The 20,878-nt window shown below is 64.7% G+C and carries 15 protein-coding genes and 1 tRNA gene; 5 read left to right on the top strand and 11 right to left on the bottom strand.

What is annotated here, in order from left to right:
- Positions 1-5: 5 nt before the first annotated feature.
- The 6 genes from ACKTEK_RS14645 to tesB form a co-directional block, all read right to left on the bottom strand.
- Positions 6-818, bottom strand: coding sequence for an exodeoxyribonuclease III (locus ACKTEK_RS14645; protein WP_409166027.1), 813 nt, complete (start codon positions 816-818; stop codon positions 6-8).
- 389 nt (positions 819-1,207) lie between these two features.
- The gene (locus tag ACKTEK_RS14640; RefSeq protein WP_409166026.1) at positions 1,208-1,846 is read right to left on the bottom strand and encodes a LolA family protein; all 639 of its coding nucleotides are present in this window, start codon (positions 1,844-1,846) and stop codon (positions 1,208-1,210) included.
- Between the two features lie 119 nt (positions 1,847-1,965).
- Positions 1,966-4,431 carry a DNA translocase FtsK 4TM domain-containing protein gene (locus ACKTEK_RS14635; RefSeq protein WP_409166171.1) on the bottom strand — a complete coding sequence of 822 codons (2,466 nt, stop codon included), beginning with the start codon at positions 4,429-4,431 and terminating at the stop codon, positions 1,966-1,968.
- Between the two features lie 304 nt (positions 4,432-4,735).
- Positions 4,736-6,112 carry an ammonium transporter gene (locus ACKTEK_RS14630; protein WP_409166025.1) on the bottom strand — a complete coding sequence of 459 codons (1,377 nt, stop codon included), beginning with the start codon at positions 6,110-6,112 and terminating at the stop codon, positions 4,736-4,738.
- Between the two features lie 35 nt (positions 6,113-6,147).
- The gene (locus tag ACKTEK_RS14625) at positions 6,148-6,486 is read right to left on the bottom strand and encodes a P-II family nitrogen regulator (protein ID WP_409166024.1); all 339 of its coding nucleotides are present in this window, start codon (positions 6,484-6,486) and stop codon (positions 6,148-6,150) included.
- A gap of 251 nt (positions 6,487-6,737) precedes the next feature.
- The gene (gene tesB / locus ACKTEK_RS14620) at positions 6,738-7,628 is read right to left on the bottom strand and encodes an acyl-CoA thioesterase II (protein ID WP_409166023.1); all 891 of its coding nucleotides are present in this window, start codon (positions 7,626-7,628) and stop codon (positions 6,738-6,740) included.
- Between the two features lie 112 nt (positions 7,629-7,740).
- Here tesB and ACKTEK_RS14615 point away from each other — a divergent pair, with 112 nt between their 5' ends.
- A complete protein-coding gene (locus ACKTEK_RS14615) occupies positions 7,741-8,997 on the top strand; it encodes an FAD-dependent monooxygenase (protein WP_409166022.1) in 1,257 nt (418 codons plus the stop codon).
- 21 nt (positions 8,998-9,018) lie between these two features.
- Here the strand turns inward: ACKTEK_RS14615 and ACKTEK_RS14610 are convergent, their stop codons facing one another.
- From ACKTEK_RS14610 to ACKTEK_RS14595, 4 genes are all read right to left on the bottom strand, one after another.
- Positions 9,019-9,231, bottom strand: coding sequence for a Trm112 family protein (locus ACKTEK_RS14610; RefSeq protein ID WP_409166021.1), 213 nt, complete (start codon positions 9,229-9,231; stop codon positions 9,019-9,021).
- A gap of 10 nt (positions 9,232-9,241) precedes the next feature.
- Positions 9,242-9,904 (bottom strand): LON peptidase substrate-binding domain-containing protein, encoded by a 663-nt coding sequence (locus ACKTEK_RS14605; RefSeq protein ID WP_409166020.1) that lies wholly within the window; start codon positions 9,902-9,904, stop codon positions 9,242-9,244.
- A 19-nt stretch (positions 9,905-9,923) separates the two neighbouring features.
- Positions 9,924-10,847, bottom strand: coding sequence for a thioredoxin (gene trxA / locus ACKTEK_RS14600; protein ID WP_409166019.1), 924 nt, complete (start codon positions 10,845-10,847; stop codon positions 9,924-9,926).
- Positions 10,848-10,991: 144 nt separating this feature from the next.
- Positions 10,992-11,528, bottom strand: coding sequence for a prolyl-tRNA synthetase associated domain-containing protein (locus ACKTEK_RS14595; RefSeq protein ID WP_409166018.1), 537 nt, complete (start codon positions 11,526-11,528; stop codon positions 10,992-10,994).
- Between the two features lie 195 nt (positions 11,529-11,723).
- On the opposite strand from ACKTEK_RS14595, the gene ACKTEK_RS14590 reads away from it, so the two are divergent.
- The 3 genes from ACKTEK_RS14590 to ACKTEK_RS14580 all read left to right on the top strand — a co-directional run bounded on the left by ACKTEK_RS14590 (position 11,724) and on the right by ACKTEK_RS14580 (position 15,178).
- Positions 11,724-11,798: transfer RNA gene (locus tag ACKTEK_RS14590), tRNA-Gly, on the top strand.
- A gap of 179 nt (positions 11,799-11,977) precedes the next feature.
- Positions 11,978-14,284 carry a xanthine dehydrogenase family protein molybdopterin-binding subunit gene (locus ACKTEK_RS14585; RefSeq protein WP_409166017.1) on the top strand — a complete coding sequence of 769 codons (2,307 nt, stop codon included), beginning with the start codon at positions 11,978-11,980 and terminating at the stop codon, positions 14,282-14,284.
- A gap of 57 nt (positions 14,285-14,341) precedes the next feature.
- Entirely contained in the window at positions 14,342-15,178 is an 837-nt protein-coding gene (locus ACKTEK_RS14580) for an oxaloacetate decarboxylase (RefSeq protein WP_409166016.1), read from the top strand.
- A gap of 9 nt (positions 15,179-15,187) precedes the next feature.
- Here ACKTEK_RS14580 and ACKTEK_RS14575 read toward each other — a convergent pair whose 3' ends face one another.
- Positions 15,188-15,754, bottom strand: a complete 567-nt coding sequence (locus ACKTEK_RS14575) for a peroxidase-related enzyme (RefSeq protein ID WP_409166015.1) — start codon at positions 15,752-15,754, stop codon at positions 15,188-15,190.
- A gap of 220 nt (positions 15,755-15,974) precedes the next feature.
- Here ACKTEK_RS14575 and ACKTEK_RS14570 point away from each other — a divergent pair, with 220 nt between their 5' ends.
- Positions 15,975-20,840: an NAD-glutamate dehydrogenase gene (locus ACKTEK_RS14570; RefSeq protein WP_409166014.1), complete on the top strand. Its 4,866-nt coding sequence runs from the start codon at positions 15,975-15,977 to the stop codon at positions 20,838-20,840.
- The last annotated feature ends 38 nt before the right edge of the window (positions 20,841-20,878 follow it).

Below are 20,878 nucleotides of genomic sequence, written 5' to 3'. Positions count from 1 at the left end.
TAATATCAGGCGAAATCGGCGTAGATCGGCGCGTGGTCCGAGGGTCGTTCCCAGCCGCGCGCGACCTTGAGGATGCCTGCGCCACTACAGGCTTCGGCAAGCTCGGGCGTCGCCCAGATGTGGTCGAGCCTGCGGCCCTTGTCGGCGGCTTCCCAGTCGCGTGAGCGGTAGCTCCACCAGGTGAAGACCTTGTCCGGCAACGGGTAGTGCTTGCGCACGAGGTCGACCCAGCCGAACGCTTCACGCACGCGCTCAAGACCTTCGGTTTCGATCGGCGTGTGGCTCACCACCTTCAAAAGCTGCTTGTGGGACCAGACGTCCTCCGGGAACGGAGCGATGTTGAGGTCGCCGAGAAGAATGGCATCGCCTGCCCCGAACAGCGCCTCGTCGGGCGCGGTGAACCAGCTCTGCATCTCGTCGAGAAACGACAGCTTGTGCGCGAACTTCGGGTTCTTCCCGGCGTCCGGCTCATCGCCGCCGGCGGGCACATAGTAGTTGTGAACCCGAACCGGTCTGGCACGTTCCGGCACGGCGATATCCGTCGCCAGGTGGCGGCAGTCGCCCATGGCGCAGAAATCGCGGCTCGCGGGTGCGGCAATCGGGAAGCGAGAGAGCGTCGCGACGCCGTGATAACCCTTCTGGCCGAAGATCTCGACATGGTCGAACCCCATGTCGCGCACGGCCTTCATCGGGAAGGCATCGTCCCGACACTTGGTTTCCTGCAGGCAGACGACGTCGGGCTTCAGCTCTTCCGTGAGTCGTTTCAGCAGGTCGATTCGCAGGCGAACCGAATTGATGTTCCAGGAAACGATGCGCACCGAAGACCTCCCGCATGGACGAAGACGGCTGCGATATGGACCCAAGCGTGCGGCAGGTTCAACCCGTGGGCGCCTGTCGTTCGCAATCAGTGGAAAAAAGCGGCCCAAACGCGACGATGCCCGGCTCACGGGGGAACGAGCCGGGCACCGATAACCGCGTTACCAGCGGAGAAGCGTCATTTGGGGCCGTGACGCTTCGTTTTTGACTGGAAGGTTCCGTGTGACGGTTCATCTCCCATGCCAGCTGCAAACGTGTGGGGTCGGACGGGGGATTACCGGGGGTCACGTCCGCAGCAGGTAGATGATAGGTGGGACGCGATATCGGGGCTTTCAAGAGCACACCACAAAAGAATCGAAAAAGTTTTCCGCAGGGGAAAGCACGTCCGATTCTACCGGCCCTGGTTGACCTCGAAGGTCCCGAGCTCGTTGACGCGGAAGATCTTGCTGTCGAGATCCTGCGAGGTGGCGATGTTGCTGAGCGCAACCGATGTATCGAGTCCCTGCGCGTCGGTGACCGTCCACTGGCGCAGGTCGTAGGTCTGCGAATCAAAGATCAGGACCAGTGAACCATCGGCCTCGCCGGCCTTTTCCTGCAAGGTGACCGTGACGAAGCCTTCCTGCGTGTAGATGTCGCGAATGAAGGCATCGCGCCCGAGGTCAACGTTGTTGGCGAGGATGATCTTCAGCGGCGTGGTCGCCAGCGGGTACTTCTCTGTCGTCTTCATCTTGCGATCCTGGATCGCGACCCAGAAGCCGTCGGAGACGATCTGCAGTTTGGAGGGCGGGTCGTATTCAAACCGCAGCTTGCCGGGGCGCTGCAGGTACAGCTTGCCTTCCGCGCGGCTGCCGTCGGGACCGACCTGCACGAAATCACCGGTGATCTGCTGCAACTGGTTGAGCGAGAGGTTCGCGCGCGAAAGCACATCGCGCTGCTCCTCGGTCAGGTCCTGCGCAGCCGCAGGCAGCGCCAGCGCCGCCAGGGCAACGAAAAGCCCGATGGTCTGAAAGATTTTCGCCCGAACGTTCATGCCAACCTCTTCAAAGGTGCCCGCGCTCCGTCTAGGCGCTGCGGGCGGTATCCTACAACTCAAGATTTGCGGTCACAGGAAACATTGTTGTGTGGCAAAACCTCGGCGGCGCGCCGAATTCAGGCGTCCTCGCCATTGCCGACCAGAATATCGCGCTGGCCCTTGGCATTGGGCCGGGAGATCACGCCTTCCTCTTCCATCCGCTCGATGAGCGTCGCGGCACGATTGTAGCCGATGGACAGGCGGCGCTGCACGTAGGAGGTGGAGGCCTTCTTGTCGCGCAGGACGATCGCTACGGCATGATCGTAGAGATCGCCGCCCTCGGCACCGGCTTCGGCGGTCGCCGCGCCACCGACCGGATCGTCTTCGCATTCCTCGGTGACGTCCTCGAGATAAGCGGGCGTGCCCTGCGCCTTGAGGTGGGCGACGATCTGCTCGACCTCGTCATCTGAAACGAACGGACCGTGGGCGCGGGTGATGCGTCCGCCGCCTTCCATGTAGAGCATGTCGCCCTGGCCGAGCAGCTGTTCGGCGCCCATTTCGCCGAGAATCGTGCGGCTGTCGATCTTGGAGGTGACCTGGAAGCTGATTCGGGTCGGGAAGTTCGCCTTGATGGTGCCGGTGATGACATCGACGCTCGGGCGCTGGGTGGCGGTGATGATGTGGATGCCGGCGGCACGCGCCATCTGCGCCAGGCGCTGGACGGCGCCTTCGATGTCCTTGCCGGCGACCATCATCAGGTCGGCCATTTCGTCGACGATGACGACGAGGTAGGGCATTGGCTCCAGCGCCATTTCCTCGTGCTCGAAAATCGCCTCGCCGGTCTCCTTGTCGAAACCGGTCTGCACCGAGCGGGTGATCGTCTCGCCCTTCTTGGCGGCGGTTGCGACGCGGGCATTGAAGCCGTCGATGTTGCGGACGCCTATCTTCGACATCTTGCGGTAGCGGTCTTCCATCTCGCGCACGGTCCATTTGAGCGCGACAACCGCCTTCTTCGGGTCTGTGACGACCGGGGCAAGCAGGTGCGGGATGCCGTCATAGACCGAGAGTTCCAGCATCTTCGGGTCGATCATGATCAGCTTGCAGCGTTCCGGATCGAGCCGGTACAGCAGGGACAGAATCATCGTGTTGATGGCGACCGACTTGCCCGAACCGGTGGTGCCAGCAATCAGGAGGTGGGGCATGCGGGCGAGATCGGCGATCACCGGCTCGCCGCCAATGGTCTTGCCGAGGCAGAGCGGCAGCTTGGCCTTGTTCTTCTCGAAGTCCTCCGAACCGAGCAATTCGCGCAGGAAAACGGTCTCGCGCTCGGAATTGGGCAGTTCGATACCGATGGCGTTGCGGCCGGGAACGACCGCCACGCGCGCGGCGATCGCGCTCATGGAGCGGGCGATATCGTCGGCCAGGCCAATGACTCGCGAGGACTTCGTACCGGGTGCAGGCTCCAGCTCGTAGAGCGTGACGACCGGGCCGGGATGGACGTTGAGGATCTCGCCGCGAACGCCGAAATCCTCCAGCACGCCTTCCAGCAGGCGCGCGTTCTGCTCCAGCGCATCCTTGCTCAAGGTGTTCTTGCGGGTGCGTGGCGCATCGGACAGCAGGTTGAGCGGCGGGAGCTCGTATTCGTCGAACGGCAGCAGCGAGGGCTGGGCCTCGGCCTGCGCGCGGCGGCCGGGTTTCAACTCGGTGCGCATGGACTGCACGCGGGCCGCGGGTGCCGGTGCGGGGCCGGTGTCGTCGTCGTAGTCTTCGTAATCGTCGTAGGCCGGCTCCTGCGCACCGGAATAGCGGCCCGGTGCATAGATGAACGGGTCGGAGGCCGGCGGGCGGCCGGAGAAATCGGGCTGGCGCCGTTCCATAACCTCGCCGGATGCTTCGTCCTCGTCGAGCAGGTTGCGGACGGAGAGAACGCGCGGCTTGCGGCGGTTGCGCCAGCGGGTGAAGGCGGAGGATGCGGTCATAAAACCGTGCATCAGCAGGCCAAGGCCAATCGATCCGCCGTTTTCATCGTCGGCGCTGTCGTCGAACTCGGCATCGTCGCGGTCTGACACGTCTTCGTCGGCGGCCATTTCGCGTCTGGGCGCAGGCCACAGCAGGCCGGTGCCCCAGCCGAGGGCTGCAATCGCCATCGTCCCGTAGATGACGGCGCCGGCCTTTGCGGCCAGCGAGCCGAGCGCGGGATAGAGCATGAGCGCGGGCAGCGCCAGCAGCGCATCGCCCACGAAACCGCCGATCCCGATTGGAAGCGGCCAGGACGCCGCGCGCCCGAAGACGGCGCAGGCGCCGGCCGCGGCCAGCGTTCCGCCGATGCAGGCGAGTATGTTCCAGCGGCCAAGCGACTGGACGCGCGCGCGGGCAAGCCGAAGCCCACCAAGGAAGATCGGGAGCGCCAGCCACGCAGACGCGATGCCCAGCAGCTGCATCGCCATGTCGGCGACGATGGCGCCGGGATAGCCCATCAGGTTGGAGACCGGGCCATTGGTTGCGTGGTTGAGGCTCGGATCGTCGACCGACCATGTGACCAGCGCCAGCAGGTAGCAGGCGGCCAGCAGCATTACCGTCACGGCGAAGGCATAGCGGGCCATCGACTTCGCCCAGGCGGCAAAGCGGTCGATAACCGTCTCGTCGCCGCCAAACGGCGTTGGATCGAGGATGGGCGCGTCGTTGATCGGGCGCGTCACACGCATGGGGCTGACAAGTCTCCGGCAGCAGTAACGGGAGCGCGGGAGCGGAAGAGGATCACGCGCGATTCAACCAAGCCTAGGCAAATGCGGTTAAGCCGCGATTAACCTCGCTGCTGGAAGCCGGAGAACAAAAAAACCCGGGCACGAGGCCCGGGTGGATGAGTGCGGCCGGCCCCTGGCGGGGCCGGCTTGGGGAGGAAACGCCTTACATGCGCTGGGAGCCGGTGCCGAACTCCGGATAGGCCTCGACGCCGACTTCGGCCATGTCGAGTCCCATCGCTTCTTCTTCCGGGGTGACGCGGACGCCGGTGACCATCTTCAGGACGAACCAGAGGATGCCCGTCGCAACGACGGTGAACACGCCGTAGGCCACGACGCCGATGAACTGGGTCACGATGCTGGCGTCGCTGTTGGAAAGCGGAACGACCAGGGTGCCCCAGATGCCGGCGAGAAGGTGGACGGGAATCGCGCCGACCACGTCATCGATCTTCAGCTTGTCCAGAAGCGGCACTGCGAAGACGACGATCACGCCGCCAACCGCACCGATCAGGATGGCCAGACCAGCAGACGGAGCCAGCGGCTCGGCCGTGATGGAGACCAGACCGGCCAGCGCACCGTTGAGCGCCATCGTCACGTCGACCTTCTTGTAGAAGATCTGGGTGAGGATGACCGCGGCCACGACACCGCCGGCAGCGGCGAGGTTCGTGTTGGCGAAGATGCGCGAGATGTCGGTGACGTCACCAGCGGTGCCCATCGCGAGCTGGGAGGCACCGTTGAAGCCGAACCAGCCGAGCCACAGGATGAACGTGCCGAGGGTTGCAAGCGGGATGGACGAACCGGGCATCACGTGGACGGAACCGTCCGCGCCATACTTGCCCTTGCGCGCACCGATGATGACGGCGCCCGTCAATGCCGCCCAGCCACCGACCGAGTGCACGATGGTGGAACCGGCGAAGTCGGAGAAGCCCATCTCGGACAGCCAGCCGCCGCCCCACTGCCAGGAACCGGTGATCGGGTAGAAGATACCGGTCAGGACAGCGGTGAAGATGAGGAACGGCCACAGCTTCACACGCTCGGCAACGGTGCCGGACACGATGGAAGCGGTCGCTGCGACGAAGACCATCTGGAAGAACCAGTCAGAGGCGGCGGAGTAGCCGGTCTCAAGGTCGGAGCCGCCGACATCCTCAAAGGCCTTGGGGCCGGGGATGCCGAAGTAACCGCCGCTGGCCGCGACGTCGTTGTACATCAGGTTGTAGCCGAGCACCCAGAACATGATGCCGGCGACGGAGTAGAGCGCGATGTTCTTGAGGCACTGCATGGAGACGTTCTTGGAACGCACCAGGCCGGCTTCAAGCATGGCGAAGCCAGCCGCCATCCACATCACCAGGAAGCCGCCGATAAGGAACAGCAGGGTGTTGAAGATGTAGGCCATGTCTGCGCCAGCCGTGCTGGCTGCGTCAGTCGCGGTACCGGCATCGGTGCCGGTGTCCTGCGCCAGCGCGGGAAGCGCAAGCGCGGCTGTGAAGAGACCTGCTCCGAGCAGGGTGCGGCCGAGCCGCTGATTGTAGAATTCGGATTTCATGGATTGGTTACCTCGTCCTGATCTGTGCTGCGGCGTCAAAGTGCAGCCGCATCGGTCTCGCCCGTGCGGATGCGCACGACCTGGTCGATGCCGTAGACAAAGATCTTCCCGTCGCCGATCTGGCCGGTGCGTGCGGACTTCGCGATGGTCTCGACGACCTGGTCGGCGAGTTTCGCGTCCACGGCGACCTCGATTTTCAGTTTCGGCAGGAAGCTGACGGCGTACTCCGTTCCACGGTAGATTTCCGTGTGCCCCTTTTGCCGGCCATAGCCCTTCACCTCGGTGACGGTCAGCCCTTCGACGCCAATAGCAGTCAGCGCCTCGCGAACCTCATCGAGCTTGAACGGCTTGATGATCGCCATGATGATTTTCATGTAGTCACCCCGTTACATGTTGCTTCGTTTGCGGACCCGCCGCCCAAACTTGGCTAGCTGCGCGAACGAGTATCCGGCCAACAGGGAATCAAGACTCGTGCCAGACTCGCAGAGTCCACCTAAGTTTTTGATTGTAAAGGGGTTTTGAGGTCAATACGTCAAGCGACCCATATCCGGAGCGCTCACATGCACGAAAAATGTGCGATTAAGACCTCGTTAGGAAATGATGCACACTTTTTGTGCAAAGACGGTCAGTCCTTCCGCAGCCGGATCAGGCCTTCCTGTGCAACGGAAGCGACAAGCACCCCGTCGCGGGAATAGATGCTGCCCCGGTTGAAGCCGCGCGCGGCCATGGCCGAGGGCGAATCCTGCGTATAGAGAAGCCACTCGTCGGCCCGGAAGGGACGATGGAACCACAGGGCGTGGTCCAGGCTCGCGGCCTGGATCTGCGGATCGAAGACGGATCGTCCGTGCGGCACCAGCGATGTATCCAGCAACCAGGCGTCGGAGGCATAGGCCAGCAAGCACTGATGGTAGACCGGATCGTCCGGCAGGCGGCCGCTGGCATTCACCCAGACGTGGCGCGGTTCCGTCGAGGGTGTGCGATCCAGGCTGTCGGACAGGGACGTCGGTCGCATCTCGATGGCGCGCTTGCGCGACCAGTAGCGGCGCACGGCTTCCGGCGCGCTGTCGCTCAGCTGTTCCCTCATCTCGGCTTCAGAGGGCAGGTCCTCCGGCATCGGCACGTCCGGCATCGGGAACTGGTGGTCGAAGGCGCCCGGCTCCTGCGCATGGAAGGAGGCCGACATGGAGAAAATGGCGCGACCGTGCTGGATCGCCTTCACCACGCGGGTGGTGAAGCTGCCGCCGTCGCGGATGCGTTCCACGTCATAGATGATGGGGGCTTCGGTATCGCCGGGCAGGATGAAATAGGCGTGCAGCGAATGCACCGGCCGGCCTTCAACCGTCCGCGCGGCAGCCATCAGCGCCTGCGCGATCACCTGTCCGCCGTAAACGCGCTTCCAGTCGGTGGGGATCGATTCGCCGCGAAACAGATTGACCTCGATCTGCTCCAGTTCGAGGTTGGCGACGAGTTTCTCGATCGGCGTGGACTTGTTCGCGGGTTTATCTGGCGTGGACATGGCGCTGGCGAGCAATATCTATGAGAGGACGCGGGGACTGGGCCCGCAAGAGACAAGGACAAGGCGCGGAAGGCTGCTTGCAGAGTGGTGACTTCGGCGCGAAGTTGCGAGCATGGAAAGCACGGCATCCAACACGGCGCAAGGCGCGGCAACGTATGTCCACGATGTCGCCATCGTGGGCGCAGGGCCTGCCGGCCTTGCACTGGCACTGGCACTGAAGGCAGCGCCCGGCGTCGACCTCGACGTGACGGTGATTGAGCGCGGGCAGGGCGAACCCTCCGATGATCCGCGCGGCTGGGCCATTGCTGAAGGGCCGCGCCGGGTTCTGGAAGCCGTTGGCGTGTGGGCCGACGTTGCCGGCCAAAGCGGCGTGGCCGAGAAAATGGTCATCAGCGATACGCCGCTGCGCGATGCTGTTCGCCCCTCATTGCTCAATCTTGGCGGCGAGGAAGACAGCGACGAGCCGCTGGCCTGGATCGTGCCGGCGGGCGCGCTGCACAAGGCGCTGCATTCGGCAGCGAAGGCAACAGCCATCGCGATTGGCGGCGGCACGACCGTCACCGGGTTCGATGCCACTGGCGCGAGCGCGACGCTGGACACCGCGTCCGGCGAGCAGGTCCGCGCGCGCCTCGTGGTGGCTGCCGACGGTGTCGGCTCGCCGCTGCGCCACATGGCCGGCATCAAGTGCGTGGAATGGGACTACGGGCAGACCGGCATCGTGACCACGGTCGCCCATGAATTTCCCCATGAAGGCCGCGCCTTCCAGCATTTCCTGCCCGGCGGGCCATTCGCATTGCTGCCGCTTCCGGGTAATCGCTCGTCGGTCGTGTGGAGCGAGGAAACGCCGCGCGCCAGGCGCCTGCTCGATCTCGACGATTTCAGTTTCCTCGGCGAGCTTGGCCTGCGTGCCGGGCCGGAGCTTGGCGAGTTCGAACTCGACGGGCCGCGCGGCGGGTTCCCGCTGGGCTTGATGCTGGCGCGCAGTTTCGCAGCGCAGCGCATCGCGCTGCTGGGCGATGCGGCCCACAAGGTTCACCCGCTTGCGGGACAGGGCCTCAATCTTGGGCTGAAGGATGTCGCGGCGCTGGCGGAAACGATCGTCGACACCGTGCGCCTCGGGATGGACCCGGGATCGCTCACCCAGCTCACCCGCTACGAGCGCTGGCGGCGGTTCGACGTGTTCCAGATGGCGATGGCGACCGACGGGCTGAACCGGCTGTTCCGCCCGGATTTTGGGCCGCTGCGCGCGATCCGCGATATCGGCATGGGACTGGTGGAGCGCACTGGACCGCTGAAACGCGGGCTGCTGCGCGAAGCGGCCGGCATCACCGGCACGCCGCCCAAACTGGTGACGGGGCTGCCGCTCTAGGACGTTACCGCGAAAACCAGATCAAGCTTCGAGCGCGCGCGCCTCGCCCGGCAGCATGATCGGGATGCCGTCGCGGATCGGATAGGCGAGCTTGGCGGCGCGGCTGATGAGTTCCTGCTTTGCGGAGTCGTATTCCAGCACCGTCTTGGTGACGGGGCAGACGAGGATTTCCAGCAGCTTGGGATCCATATAGCCGGCTGCGGGGCGCGGTGCGGTGTCGTCGCTTGAGGTCATCGTGTGCGTCCTATTGCAGCGTTTCGCCGTTGGGTTCGTCCATCAGCACGCGCTCGGTGATGGCAATCAGCATTTCCGAGCGGGTGCGCAGGTCGCGTGCTTCCAGCAGCGCCTGCTTCTCGCGCGGGCCGTACGGGCTCATCATCGACAGCAGGTTGACGAGCAATTCGCTCGGCATGTCGTCGATATCGTCCCAGTCCGCGTCGAGGTCGTTGGCTTCCAGATAGGCTTCCAGCGTCTCGATCAGGCGCGAGCGGTCGACGCCCTCGTTCTCGCCGGGCATCAGGAAATCCGCGGCAAAGGGCTTGGTGTCGATCCGGCAGGTACGGAACGGCGTGTCGGCGGTGGTTTCCTCAACGACATTGAAGCGCGTGATGCCGGTCAGCGTGACGAGCACGCGCCCGTCGCCGGTTTCCTGGAATGCGGTGATGCGCCCGACGCAGCCGACATGGGCGAGGTCAGGCTGGGCGCCGCCGCCTTCACCGGGTTCGGGCTGAACCATGCCGATGAGCCGGTTTCCGGCCAGCGCCTGCTCCACCATGGCGAGATAGCGCGGCTCGAAGATATTGAGCGGTATCTCGCTGCGCGGCAGCAGCAGGGCACCCGACAGAGGAAATACCGGGATCACCTCCGGCAAGTCCTTGGGGCCGGTATAGCTGGGGTTCATCGCCATTCGAACGTGTCCGTTTCTTTCAAGAAAACAGGACGGAGGCGAGGCGCCGCCGCCCTTCCTGTGTCGCTTCGTCCTTCGGCCCCCACGCCTCGAAGAACTGCAGCAGTTGCTTGCGCGCGCCATCCTCATTCCATTCGCGGTTGCGGCGCACGATCTCGATCAGTTGCTCGACGGCACCGACCCGGTCGCCGCGCGCGGCAAGCGCGGTTGCCAGGTCGAACCGGGCCTCGAAGTCGGCCGGATCGGCCTCGACGCGAGCGGCAAGTTCGCCCGCATCGCCGAGATTGCCAGCCTGCTCGGCCAATTCGATGGCAGAAACGGCGCCTGCGATTACCGGATCGTTCTCGGTGCCCTGCGGCGCGTGGTTCAGCACTTCGCGGGCCTGGGTCAGGTCTCCCATCGCGACGAGCGACTTGGCGAGACCGGCGATGGCGGGCAAGTTCGCCTGGTCCTCGCGCAGAACGGTCGCGTAGGCGCTGGCAGCTTCCTCGGCCCGGCCTTCGGCCAGCGCGGTATCGGCTGCATCGATCACCTCGGCCAGGTCCGCGCCCGGCGCGTCCTCGCCCAGCAGACGGCCGATGAATTCCTTGATCTGGCCTTCGGGCAGCGCACCCATGAACCCGTCGACCGGCTTGCCCTGCTTGAAGGCGAAGACGGCGGGGATCGACTGCACGCCCATCTGGCCGGCGATCTGGGGATGCTCTTCGATGTTCATCTTCACGAGCTTCACGGCGCCCTTGGCCGCACGAACGGCGGATTCCAGCGCTGGCGTCAGGCTTTTGCAGGGCCCGCACCACGGCGCCCAGAAATCCACGAGCACGGGCACCTGCGCGGAGGCCTCGACCACGTCGCGCATGAAGGTATCGGTCGTCGTATCCTTGATGAGATCGTCGCCGCCGGGGGCGGAAGGGGCCGATCCGATCAGTCCGTCATTCAGGTTCATTCTGTCTTGCGCTTTCAGGCTCGTGTTGCCGGGACCGCCGGCACGGATGCCGGAGGAGCTGCCCCGCAGCCAACATCTAACACGTTTCAAGGCACAGATGGCGTCTCGCGGCGCGGAATCAAAGGGTCCGGGCGGGTTGCGCGCTCATATGTCGCCGCTAACCGGGACGATCTGCGGCTCGTGGCCGGTGTCACGGATAAAGGTCAGCAGGTCGTCGCGGGCAATGGTGGTCGTCATCGTGTTCACCAGCGGATGACAGTTCACGATGTCGTGGCGCATCAGGCTTTCGTCAAGGATGCAGGACACGCGGGCTTCGCCGTCATTGACCAGCCCGAACGGGCTGACCGAGCCCGGACGCACGCCGAGAAGCGCCATCAGCAGGTCCGGCTTCACGAAGGAGACGCGGCCCGACCCGCCGACGCGGGTGTGAATGGTCTTGAGGTCGATCTGCGCCTCTTCCTCGGCGACGACGAGGAAGACGTTGCCCTTCTTGTCCTTCACCACGAGGTTCTTGATGTGGCCGCCGTCTATCTCGCCGCGCAGCTTTTGGGAATCCTCCACGGTATAGAGCGGGGCATGGCTCACAGTGCTGACTGAAATGCCAAGGCCTTGGAGCCGCTGGAACAGGGCATCGGGCGAGGTCGGCAGGCCGGCTGCGGGATCTTCAGGCGTTTCGGACATGGTGCGCGCGGTCCATCTGAGGCTTCAAGCGGAATGTGGGCGCGTTCTAGCCATGCGCACACATGCGGGCAAGCTTTGAGCCGACGATGGAGAAAGGTTGTTGCATTCCGAAATGCGTTGCGCCATATAGGCAACCTTCGCGCCGGGCGCAGCCGCAATTCGTGCTGACTTACCCGATATCCCGGCGCTACGGACGCGGGCGTAGCTCAGGGGTAGAGCACAACCTTGCCAAGGTTGGGGTCGTGAGTTCGAATCTCATCGCCCGCTCCATTCTCTCTTGAATATTCTTCAGTATCGACGCTGTCCGCCGGACGAATGACGACCGCCACATGTTCGGCGGGTCGTCGTGCGCAACAGCCATGCAGCGCCGCCTTGGCCGCATGACTTGCGTTGCCCCGGTAACGGGGGGCATTTTGGCGCGACCTATCCCTCGTTCCTCAAGGCCCTCAATGACGCAGCACATGAAGTTCGGCATCGGCAGGCCGATGCGCCGCAAGGAAGACCCCGCCTTCATCACCGGACACGGACGCTATCTCGCCGACACGGTCCCGGCAGATGCCGCGCGTGCCGTGATGGTGCGCTCGCAACATGCCCATGCGGACTTCACCATCCACAACGCCGACGAGGTGCGCGGAATGCCCGGCGTGCTGGCGGTGCTGACGGCGCAGGATACGGCCCACCTCAATCCGATGCCGAGCATCAACGCGCCGGCCAACCACGACGGCTCGCCGATCACGATCCCCGAGTTCCGGGTGCTGCCCGAAAGTCGGGTGCGTTTCGTCGGCGACACGGTCGCGGTGGTCGTTGCGGAAACCGAGGCGCAGGCGCGCGACGGCGCGGAAGCGCTGTTCGTCGACTACAAGGCGCTGGACGTCGCCGCCAACATGCCTTCTGCCACGGCGGACGGTGCGCCGGTCATCCACGACCATGCGCCCGGCAATATCGCGTTCGACTTCCACAGCGGCGACCGCGAAGGCGCGGCACAAGCCCTCGACGGCGCGGCGCAGGTTGCAGAAATCGAACTGGTGAACAACCGCGTCGTCACCAACTTCATGGAGACGCGCGGCGCCATCGGTTCCATAGAGGAAGACACCGGGCGCTACGTGCTGGAGGCCAGTTCGCAGGGCGTCCACCTGCTGCTGAACGTGATCGCGGGGGTCATCTTCGACCTGCCGAAGGAGCGTTTCCGCATTATCACGCCGGACGTGGGCGGCGGGTTCGGCACGAAGTATTTCTGCTACCGGGAGTATTCGCTGGTGCTGATCGCGGCGGAAAAGACCGGCCGCAAGGTTGCCTGGATCGCTGACCGCAGCGACCATTTCCTCGCCGATTATCATGGCCGCGACCACATTTCGAAGGCGCGTATGGGCTTTGACGAGAAGGGTCGCATCGTCGCGCTCGATGTCGACACGCTCGCCAATATCGGCGGATACATCTCGCAGCTTGGCGCCTTCGTGCCGACCAATGGCTCGGCGATGATTTCCGGCGTCTACCGGATCCCCAACATCGGACTTCGGGTGCGCGGCGTCTACACCAACTGCGTGCCCTGCGATGCGTATCGCGGCGCGGGCCGCCCGGAAGCCGCCTACCTGATCGAGCGCCTGATCGACAAGGCGGCGCGGGACATGGGGCTGGACCCGGCAACCTTGCGCAAGCGCAACTACATTCCCCCCTCCGCAATGCCGCACGACACCAAGATCGGCCGCGTCTACGACAGCGGCGAGTTCAAGGCGCTGCATGACAAGGCTTTCGAGATGGCCGACGTGAATGGCTTCCGCGCCCGGCTGCGCGAGGCCAAGAAGCGCGGCAAGCTGCGCGGCATCGGGCACGCGCTCTACATCGAGGCGTGCTCGGGCGGCGGCGAGGAACGCGCGCGCCTGACCCTTGGCGAGGACGGCGTCCTCACCATCCGCATCGGCACCCAGTCCAACGGGCAGGGCCACCACACGGCCTATGCGCAGCTGGCCTCGCAGGCGCTCGGCATTTCCCCAGACGCGGTGCGCGTCATCCAGGGCGATACGGACGAGGTGAAGTTTGGCGCGGGCACCGGCGGGTCGCGTTCGATCCCCGTCGGCGGCACGGCGGTGAAGGCCGGCGGCGACAAGCTGGCCGAGCAGATCCGCAAGATTGCGTCGGAAAAGCTCGAAGCCGACGCAGCGGACGTCGAGCTGTTTGAAAACGGGGCGCGGGTTGTCGGCACGGACCAGTCGGTGTCCTTCGGTGACATCGCCAAGGCCGCGCCCGAACCGCTGGACCTGACCGAGGGCCGTACCCCGGAAGCGCCGACCTTTCCCAATGGGATGCACGTGGTGGAAGTCGAGGTCGACCCGGAAACCGGCGTGACCGAGATCGTCAAATATACCGTGCTGGACGATTTCGGGGACGTGGTGAACCCGATGATGCTGGAAGGGCAGATCCACGGCGGCATCGCGCAGGGCATGGGCCAGGCGCTGCTGGAGCGCACGGTCTACGACGAGAGCGGCCAGCTCATCACGGCTTCGTTGCAGGATTATTGCCTGCCGCGCGCCGACGACCTCTGCGACATCGTGTTCGACACCCGCAACGTGCCCTGCAAGACCAACCCGCTGGGGCTGAAGGGCGCGGGGGAGGCGGGGGCCATCGGCGCGTCGCCGTCTGTCATCAACGCGGTGGTCGACGCGCTGCACCGGGAATACGGCATCACCCATATCGACATGCCGGCAACGCCGATGGCTGTCTGGAACGCGATTCAAGCGGCGCGGGCTGCGCAAGGTTGACCGCAGGCCGCCGTTCCGGCAGGTTCTCTCTTTGTTCTTTGAATGGGAGAGATGTCGGTGGACGGACAGGCGACAGTTGAACCGACATTTCGTGAGCTGCACGAACAGCCCGGCGCATTCGTCATTCCCAATCCGTGGGACATCGGGTCGGCGCGCATCCTTGAATCAATGGGCTTCAAGGCGCTGGCGACGACCAGTGCGGGGCTGGCCTTTTCGCTCGGCTTGCCGGAAGGGTCTGTCGGCCGCGATGCCGTCCTCTCCCATTGCCGTGACCTTGTCTCGGCGGTGAATATCCCGGTTTCCGCCGACATGGAAAAAGGCTTCGGTGACAGCCCGGAGGCTGCCGCCGAAACCATCATCGCCGCGGCGGCGACGGGACTGGCCGGCTGCTCGCTGGAAGATCACACCGGCGATCCGGACGATCCGATCTACCCGTTCGAACTCGCGGTGGAGCGCGTACAGGCCGCGGTGGAGGCAGAGCGTGCGCTCGACCGGGACTTCGTGTTCACGGCGCGCAGCGAGAATCTCCTGTGGGGGCGCGATGACCTCGACGACACGATCCGCCGGTTGCAGGCCTTCGAGGCTGCCGGCGCCGGCGTGGTCTATGCGCCGGGCCTGCGGGATCTCGAAACCATCCGGACGGTGTGTTCGGCAGTGTCCTGCCCGGTGAACGTGGTGATGGGCATGCCCGGCGTGGTCTTCGGCGTGCAGGACCTGGCCGAGGCCGGTGTCAGCCGGGTCAGCGTCGGATCGGCGTTTGCGCGTCTGGTCTACGGCCGGTTGATGGACGCGGCGAACGAGATTCTCTGGCAAGGCACGTTCACCTTCGCGCGCGAAGCGGCGGCGTTTTCAACGCTCGACGACATCTTTCGCGCTGCTGGCAAGAAGGCCTGACCCGACAAGCTACCGCGCCATGGCGTGATATTCGTCGTTGGGACGCATGTCGGAAGCAGCGGCCACCCGGTTCGACATGTTGAAGAAGCCGATCACCGAGGCGATGTCCCAGATGTCACGGTCGGAGAAGCCGGCATCGCGCAGGGCCTGCCGGTCTGCCTCGATAATGGCGTCCGGCTCGCGCGTCAGCTTCCAGGCGAATTCCAGCATCGCGGTCTGGCGCGCGTCGAGATCGGCGGCGCGCCAGTTCATCACCATCAGCTCGCCAAGCTCCGGGTCGCCGGAGAGTTGCCGCACTGCCGCGCCGTGCGCCGTGAGGCAGTAGTAGCAGTGGTTGGCGGAGGAGACGACGACGGCGATCATCTCGCGCTCCAGCTTGGACAGCCCGGAATCGCCCAGCATCAGGTCGTTATACATGTCGGCGAAGGCCTGCAGCTTCACCGGCGAGAAGGCGTAGGCCTTCAGCACGTTCGGCACCATGCCGAGCTTTTCCTCGCATTTGGCGAAATAGGCTTCCTGCCGCTCTGTCAGGGGCGCTTCTGCCTGCAGATCGAGCGCAATGGGGGATTTCGTCATGGCTTTCTCGCAATCATGTCGGAACGGATGCGACCGTCATCCAGTTGTACCGAACCCAGACGACCATGCGCCTGCGTGTCCGGCAAGTGTATCCCGAACATCTCGACAAGCACCGGCCAAGAGCGCAAGACTAGCGACAAAACGAACCGGTTCGCCGATTTTGCCGGTGACCGGGCTAATCCGCGAAAAGCGGACCGGACGTGCCTGGAAGGGGGATGACATGCCGCATCGTGACGTCGAGCGGAAGAACGCGCTCATCGGCGAAGTCGTCGGCAAGCTTGGTGGCAAGGGCAAGCAGGCCGAAGCGCTCGAAAGCTTCACTCGCACGTTGTTCTCCGGTGCACCGCTCGAGGACCTGTCAGCCTACACGGCGGACGAACTGGTCGATGTCGCGCGCGAGACATTCGCCCACGCCAACGAATTCAAGCCCGGCAGCACGATCGTCCATGTCTTCAACCCGGACACGGAAGAGGGCAACCGCGCGCTCGACGACGTGACGATCATCGAGATCGTCAACGAGAACATGCCCTTTCTGCTCGATTCGGCGATGGCGGAACTCAACGAGCGCGGTCTCGATGTGCAGCTCGTGCTGCACCCGATCATGGCGCTCGACCGCGACGGCAAGGGCAAGGTCAAGAACGTCCACGGCAAGCGTGGCAGCTCCGGCAAGGACAAGGAACACCTCGAAAGCTACATCCAGATTCATGTCTCGCGGATCGATTCCGACCTGCTGCGCAAGGATCTCACCAAGGCGCTGCGCGAAATCTTCGAGGACGTGCGCCACTGCGTCGCCGACTGGCGGCCGATGCTGTCCCATCTCGACGAGGCGCTGAAGCGCTATCGCGAGAACCCGCCGCCGATCCCGGTGGAGGACATCGCGGAAGCCGTGCAGTTCCTGGAATGGCTGCGCGACAACAACTTCACCTTTCTCGGGATGCGCCGCTACGACTTCAGCGGCAGCACCGAGAAGGCCCGCACCGAGAAGGTGGACAGCGGCACGGCCGCGGGCCTTGGCCTGCTGCGCGACCCGGACGTGAAGGTGCTGCGGCGCGGGCGCGAATTCGTGACCTATACGCCGGAAATCCGCGCCTTCCTGAACCAGCCGGTGCCGCTGATCGTCACCAAGGCGAACGTGAAGTCCACCGTCCACCGCCGCGTCTATCTCGACTATATCGGCGTGAAGCAGTTTGACGATGAGGGCAATCTGGACGGCGAGCTGCGCATCATCGGCCTCTACACGTCCAGCGCCTACCACAAGGCGGTGTCCTCGATCCCCTACCTGCGGCGCAAGGCCGCCAAGGTGATGGAGGAGGCGGGCTACGACCCCGAGAGCCATTCCGGCAAGGGCATGCTCAACGTGCTGGATTCCTTCCCGCGCGACGAGCTGTTCCAGATCGATGCCGAGACGCTGAAATCCTTCGCCATCGCGATCCACAACCTCTCGGAGCGCCCGCGCATCCGCGTGCTGTCGCGCGCCGACAAGTTCGACCGGTTCGTGTCGGTCATCGTCTACGTGCCGCGCGACCGGTACAATTCGGAGGTGCGGCGCAAGGTCGGCGAGTATCTCGCGCGCGTCTATGCCGGGCGCGTTTCGGCCTACTATCCGGCCTTCCCGGAAGGCACGCTCGCGCGCGTCCACTACATCATCGGGCGCACCGAGGGCGAAACGCCCGAACCGGACCAGAGCGAACTGGAAGCCGAAGTCGCGCGCATTGCGCGCTCTTGGCGCGACGGGCTGACCGACGCGCTGTCGGGCCAGTACGAAGCGCTGAAGAGCCAGGACCTCCAGGACCGCTACGGCACCGCCTTCCCCGTCGCCTACCAGGAGACATTTTCGGCCGAGCAGGCCGTCGATGACATCGTCACGCTGGAACGGCTGACACCGGGCCAGCCGCTGGCGATCCGCTTCCTGCCCTCGCCGGAAGGCCCGCCCTGCCGCATCACGCTGAAGGTGTTCAATCTCGACAGCCCCATCGCGCTTTCCGAGCGCGTGCCGGTGCTGGAGAACATGGGCTTCCGTGTCATCTCGGAGCAGTCCTTCGAGCTTGAGCGCATGAACGGCGAGGACGGCGAACCGGTCTACCTGCACGACATGCTGATCGACCGCGCCGATGGCGAGGACGTCGACCTCGACAAGCATGGCGGCCTGCTGACCGACGCCTTCCTCGCGATCATCCAGGGGCAGGCGGAAAACGACGGCTACAACGGGCTCGTCATCCGCGCCGGCATCGGCTGGCGCGACGTTGCCATGCTGCGTGCCATCAGCCGTTACCTGCGGCAGGTGCGCATTGCCTATTCGCAGGACTACATGTGGGACGCGATGCTGCGGCACGCGGCGATTGCCGGCGATATCGTCGCGCTGTTTCACGCGCGCTTTGCCATCGACAGCAAGCTTGGCATCGAGACCGGCAAGGCACGCGAGAAGGCTACGAGCGACGTCATGGGCCGGATCGAGACGGCGCTGGAAGCCGTGCCCAGCCTCGACGACGACCGGATCGTTCGGCGCTTCGCCAACATCGTCCGCTCGATGCTGCGCACGAACTATTTCCAGACCGACCTGCACGGCTCCACGCCGCAGACAATCGCCTTCAAGATCGCCAGCCGCAACGTGGAGGAAATGCCGGAGCCGAAGCCCTTCCGCGAAATTTTCGTCTACTCGCCGCGGGTCGAGGGCGTGCACCTGCGCTTTGGCGAGATCGCGCGCGGCGGCCTGCGCTGGTCCGACCGTCCGCAGGATTTCCGCACCGAGGTGCTGGGTCTCGTCAAGGCGCAGCAGGTGAAGAACGCGGTGATCGTGCCTGTCGGCTCCAAGGGCGGTTTTGTGCCCAAGCAGATGCCGATCGCGCCTGACCGCGACACGATGTTGGCCGAGGGCATTGCCTGCTACAAGATGTTCATCGGTTCGCTGCTGGACATCACCGACAACATCAAGGGTGACGAGGTCATTCCGCCGCAGCAGGTCGTGCGCCACGATGGCGACGACCCCTATCTCGTCGTTGCTGCCGACAAGGGCACGGCGACCTTCTCCGACATCGCCAACGAGATCTCCGAAAACCACGATTTCTGGCTCGACGACGCTTTCGCCTCCGGCGGCTCGGCGGGCTACGACCACAAGAAGATGGGCATCACCGCGCGCGGTGCGTGGGAAGCGGTGAAGCGTCACTTCCGCGAGATGGATATCGACATCCAGTCGCAGCCCTTCACCGTGGTCGGCGTCGGCGACATGTCGGGCGACGTGTTCGGCAACGGCATGCTGCTGTCGGACCAGATACGCCTGCTGGCAGCCTTCGATCACCGCGACATCTTCATCGATCCGGACCCGGACCCGGCCAGGACATTCGAGGAACGCAAGCGGCTGTTCGAGCTGCCGCGTTCGAGCTGGAAGAACTACGACGAGAAGCTGATCTCAAAGGGTGGCGGCGTGTTCTCGCGCGCCGACAAGGCGATCCCGCTATCACCGGAAATGAAGGACCTTCTCGGCCTGACCGGGAAGACGGCGACACCGGCGGAAGTGATGAAGGCGATCCTTGCAGCCGAAGCCGACCTTCTGTGGTTCGGCGGCATCGGCACCTATGTGCGTGCGCCATTCGAGACGGACGAGGAAGTCGGCGACCGGGCCAACGACGCCATCCGCATCACCAGCGACGACATGCGCGTGAAGGTCGTCGGCGAAGGTGCCAATCTCGGCATGACGCAGCCAGCCCGCATCGCGTTCGCGCGCGATGGCGGGCACGTCAATTCCGATGCCATCGACAATTCCGCCGGCGTGAACTCCTCGGACCTTGAAGTGAACATCAAGATCGCGCTGGGCCAGGTGGTGCGGGCCGGCGACCTGACGACGCCGGAACGCAACAAGTTCCTGGCATCCATGACGGAAGCGGTGGCCGCGCTGTGCCTGCGCAACAACTACCTGCAGACGCTGGCGCTTTCGCTGGCCGAGCGGCGCGCGCCGGAAAATCTCGGCTTCGCGCAGCGACTGATGCGCAACCTGGAGGAACGCGGCAAGCTCGACCGCGAGGTGGAGGACCTGCCGAGCGATTCGCAGATTTCCGAGCTGTCCGAACGCCATTTTGGCCTGACCCGGCCGGAAAATGCGGTGCTGCTCGCCTACGCCAAGATCGATCTCTACGAATCGCTGCTGCAGAGCACGATCCCCGACGATCCGTATCTGGGTCGCGAACTCGGCCGCTATTTTCCCGACAAGCTCGCCAAGACCTACCCGGACGCCATCGCCAACCACAGGCTGCGGCGCGAGATCATCGCGACGATGCTCTCCAACTCCATGATAAACCGGGGCGGGCCGACCTTCCTCGCCATCGTGCGTGACGAGACGGGTGCGAATGTCGACGAGATATCCGGGGCCTTCGCGCTGGCGCGCGACGGGTTCCGCATGACCGAGATGAACACCGCCATCGACGCGCTGGACAGCAAGATTTCGGGTTCGCTGCAGCTCGACCTCTATGCCCAGGTCGAAGACCTGCTGATCGGCAGCGTCGTCTGGTACCTGCGCAATGAGGACACGACCGGCGGACTGGCCGACAAGGTGGCCCACTACCAGAAGGGCATCACCACCATCGGCAAGTCGCTAGCGAAGATCCTGCCGGAGGACTTCGCCGGCATGGTGGAGCGCCGCCGCAGGAACCTCGAAAAGTGTGACGTGCCGGATGACCTGGCCGCGCAGCTTGCGGGGCTGATGTTCCTGTCCCGCGCGCCCGACATCATTCGTGTCGCAGACGAAACGAAAACCGACCTGAAGTCGGCTGCCGAGGCCTTCTACGCCATTGGCCAGATCTTCAGCATCGGACCGCTCATCAGCCAGTCGCAGGGCATGAAGCTCGACGACTACTACGAGAGGATCGCGCTCAGCCGCGCCATCGACGCGATTTCGATTGCGCAGCGCCGCCTGACATCGCGGCTCGTCTCCGGCGGCAAGAAGGGCAAGGCAGCCATCGATGCGTGGCGCGGGGAGAACGAGGCACTGGTGACGCGGACGCAGGAATCGCTGCGCGATCTCGTCCAGTCGGACCTGACGGTTGCCAAGGTGGCTGTGGCTGCCGGGCTGTTCTCCGATCTTGCCCGCGACTGACGCTCCGGGTTGCACCCGGTGACGGACGCGGGGCCCGC

It is taken from the genome of Tepidamorphus sp. 3E244 (assembly GCF_046159835.1).
Lineage (GTDB): Bacteria > Pseudomonadota > Alphaproteobacteria > Rhizobiales > Tepidamorphaceae > JACKJK01.
Note: the sequence above shows the minus strand (reverse complement) of the source record. Positions and strands in the feature narration are given on the sequence as shown.

Excerpts from the sequence above, each read along its gene's own strand:
- ACKTEK_RS14640 (WP_409166026.1), bottom strand. The coding sequence starts at position 1,846 with ATGAACGTTCGGGCGAAAATCTTTCAGACCATCGGGCTTTTCGTTGCC.
- ACKTEK_RS14575 (WP_409166015.1), bottom strand. The coding sequence starts at position 15,754 with ATGACGAAATCCCCCATTGCGCTCGATCTGCAGGCAGAAGCGCCCCTG.
- ACKTEK_RS14630 (WP_409166025.1), bottom strand. The coding sequence starts at position 6,112 with ATGAAATCCGAATTCTACAATCAGCGGCTCGGCCGCACCCTGCTCGGA.
- tesB (WP_409166023.1), bottom strand. The coding sequence starts at position 7,628 with ATGTCCACGCCAGATAAACCCGCGAACAAGTCCACGCCGATCGAGAAA.
- ACKTEK_RS14615 (WP_409166022.1), top strand. The coding sequence starts at position 7,741 with ATGGAAAGCACGGCATCCAACACGGCGCAAGGCGCGGCAACGTATGTC.
- ACKTEK_RS14610 (WP_409166021.1), bottom strand. The coding sequence starts at position 9,231 with ATGACCTCAAGCGACGACACCGCACCGCGCCCCGCAGCCGGCTATATG.
- ACKTEK_RS14595 (WP_409166018.1), bottom strand. The coding sequence starts at position 11,528 with ATGTCCGAAACGCCTGAAGATCCCGCAGCCGGCCTGCCGACCTCGCCC.
- trxA (WP_409166019.1), bottom strand. The coding sequence starts at position 10,847 with ATGAACCTGAATGACGGACTGATCGGATCGGCCCCTTCCGCCCCCGGC.
- ACKTEK_RS14570 (WP_409166014.1), top strand. The coding sequence starts at position 15,975 with ATGCCGCATCGTGACGTCGAGCGGAAGAACGCGCTCATCGGCGAAGTC.
- ACKTEK_RS14625 (WP_409166024.1), bottom strand. The coding sequence starts at position 6,486 with ATGAAAATCATCATGGCGATCATCAAGCCGTTCAAGCTCGATGAGGTT.
- ACKTEK_RS14605 (WP_409166020.1), bottom strand. The coding sequence starts at position 9,904 with ATGGCGATGAACCCCAGCTATACCGGCCCCAAGGACTTGCCGGAGGTG.
- ACKTEK_RS14585 (WP_409166017.1), top strand. The coding sequence starts at position 11,978 with ATGACGCAGCACATGAAGTTCGGCATCGGCAGGCCGATGCGCCGCAAG.
- ACKTEK_RS14635 (WP_409166171.1), bottom strand. The coding sequence starts at position 4,431 with ATGGCCCGCTATGCCTTCGCCGTGACGGTAATGCTGCTGGCCGCCTGC.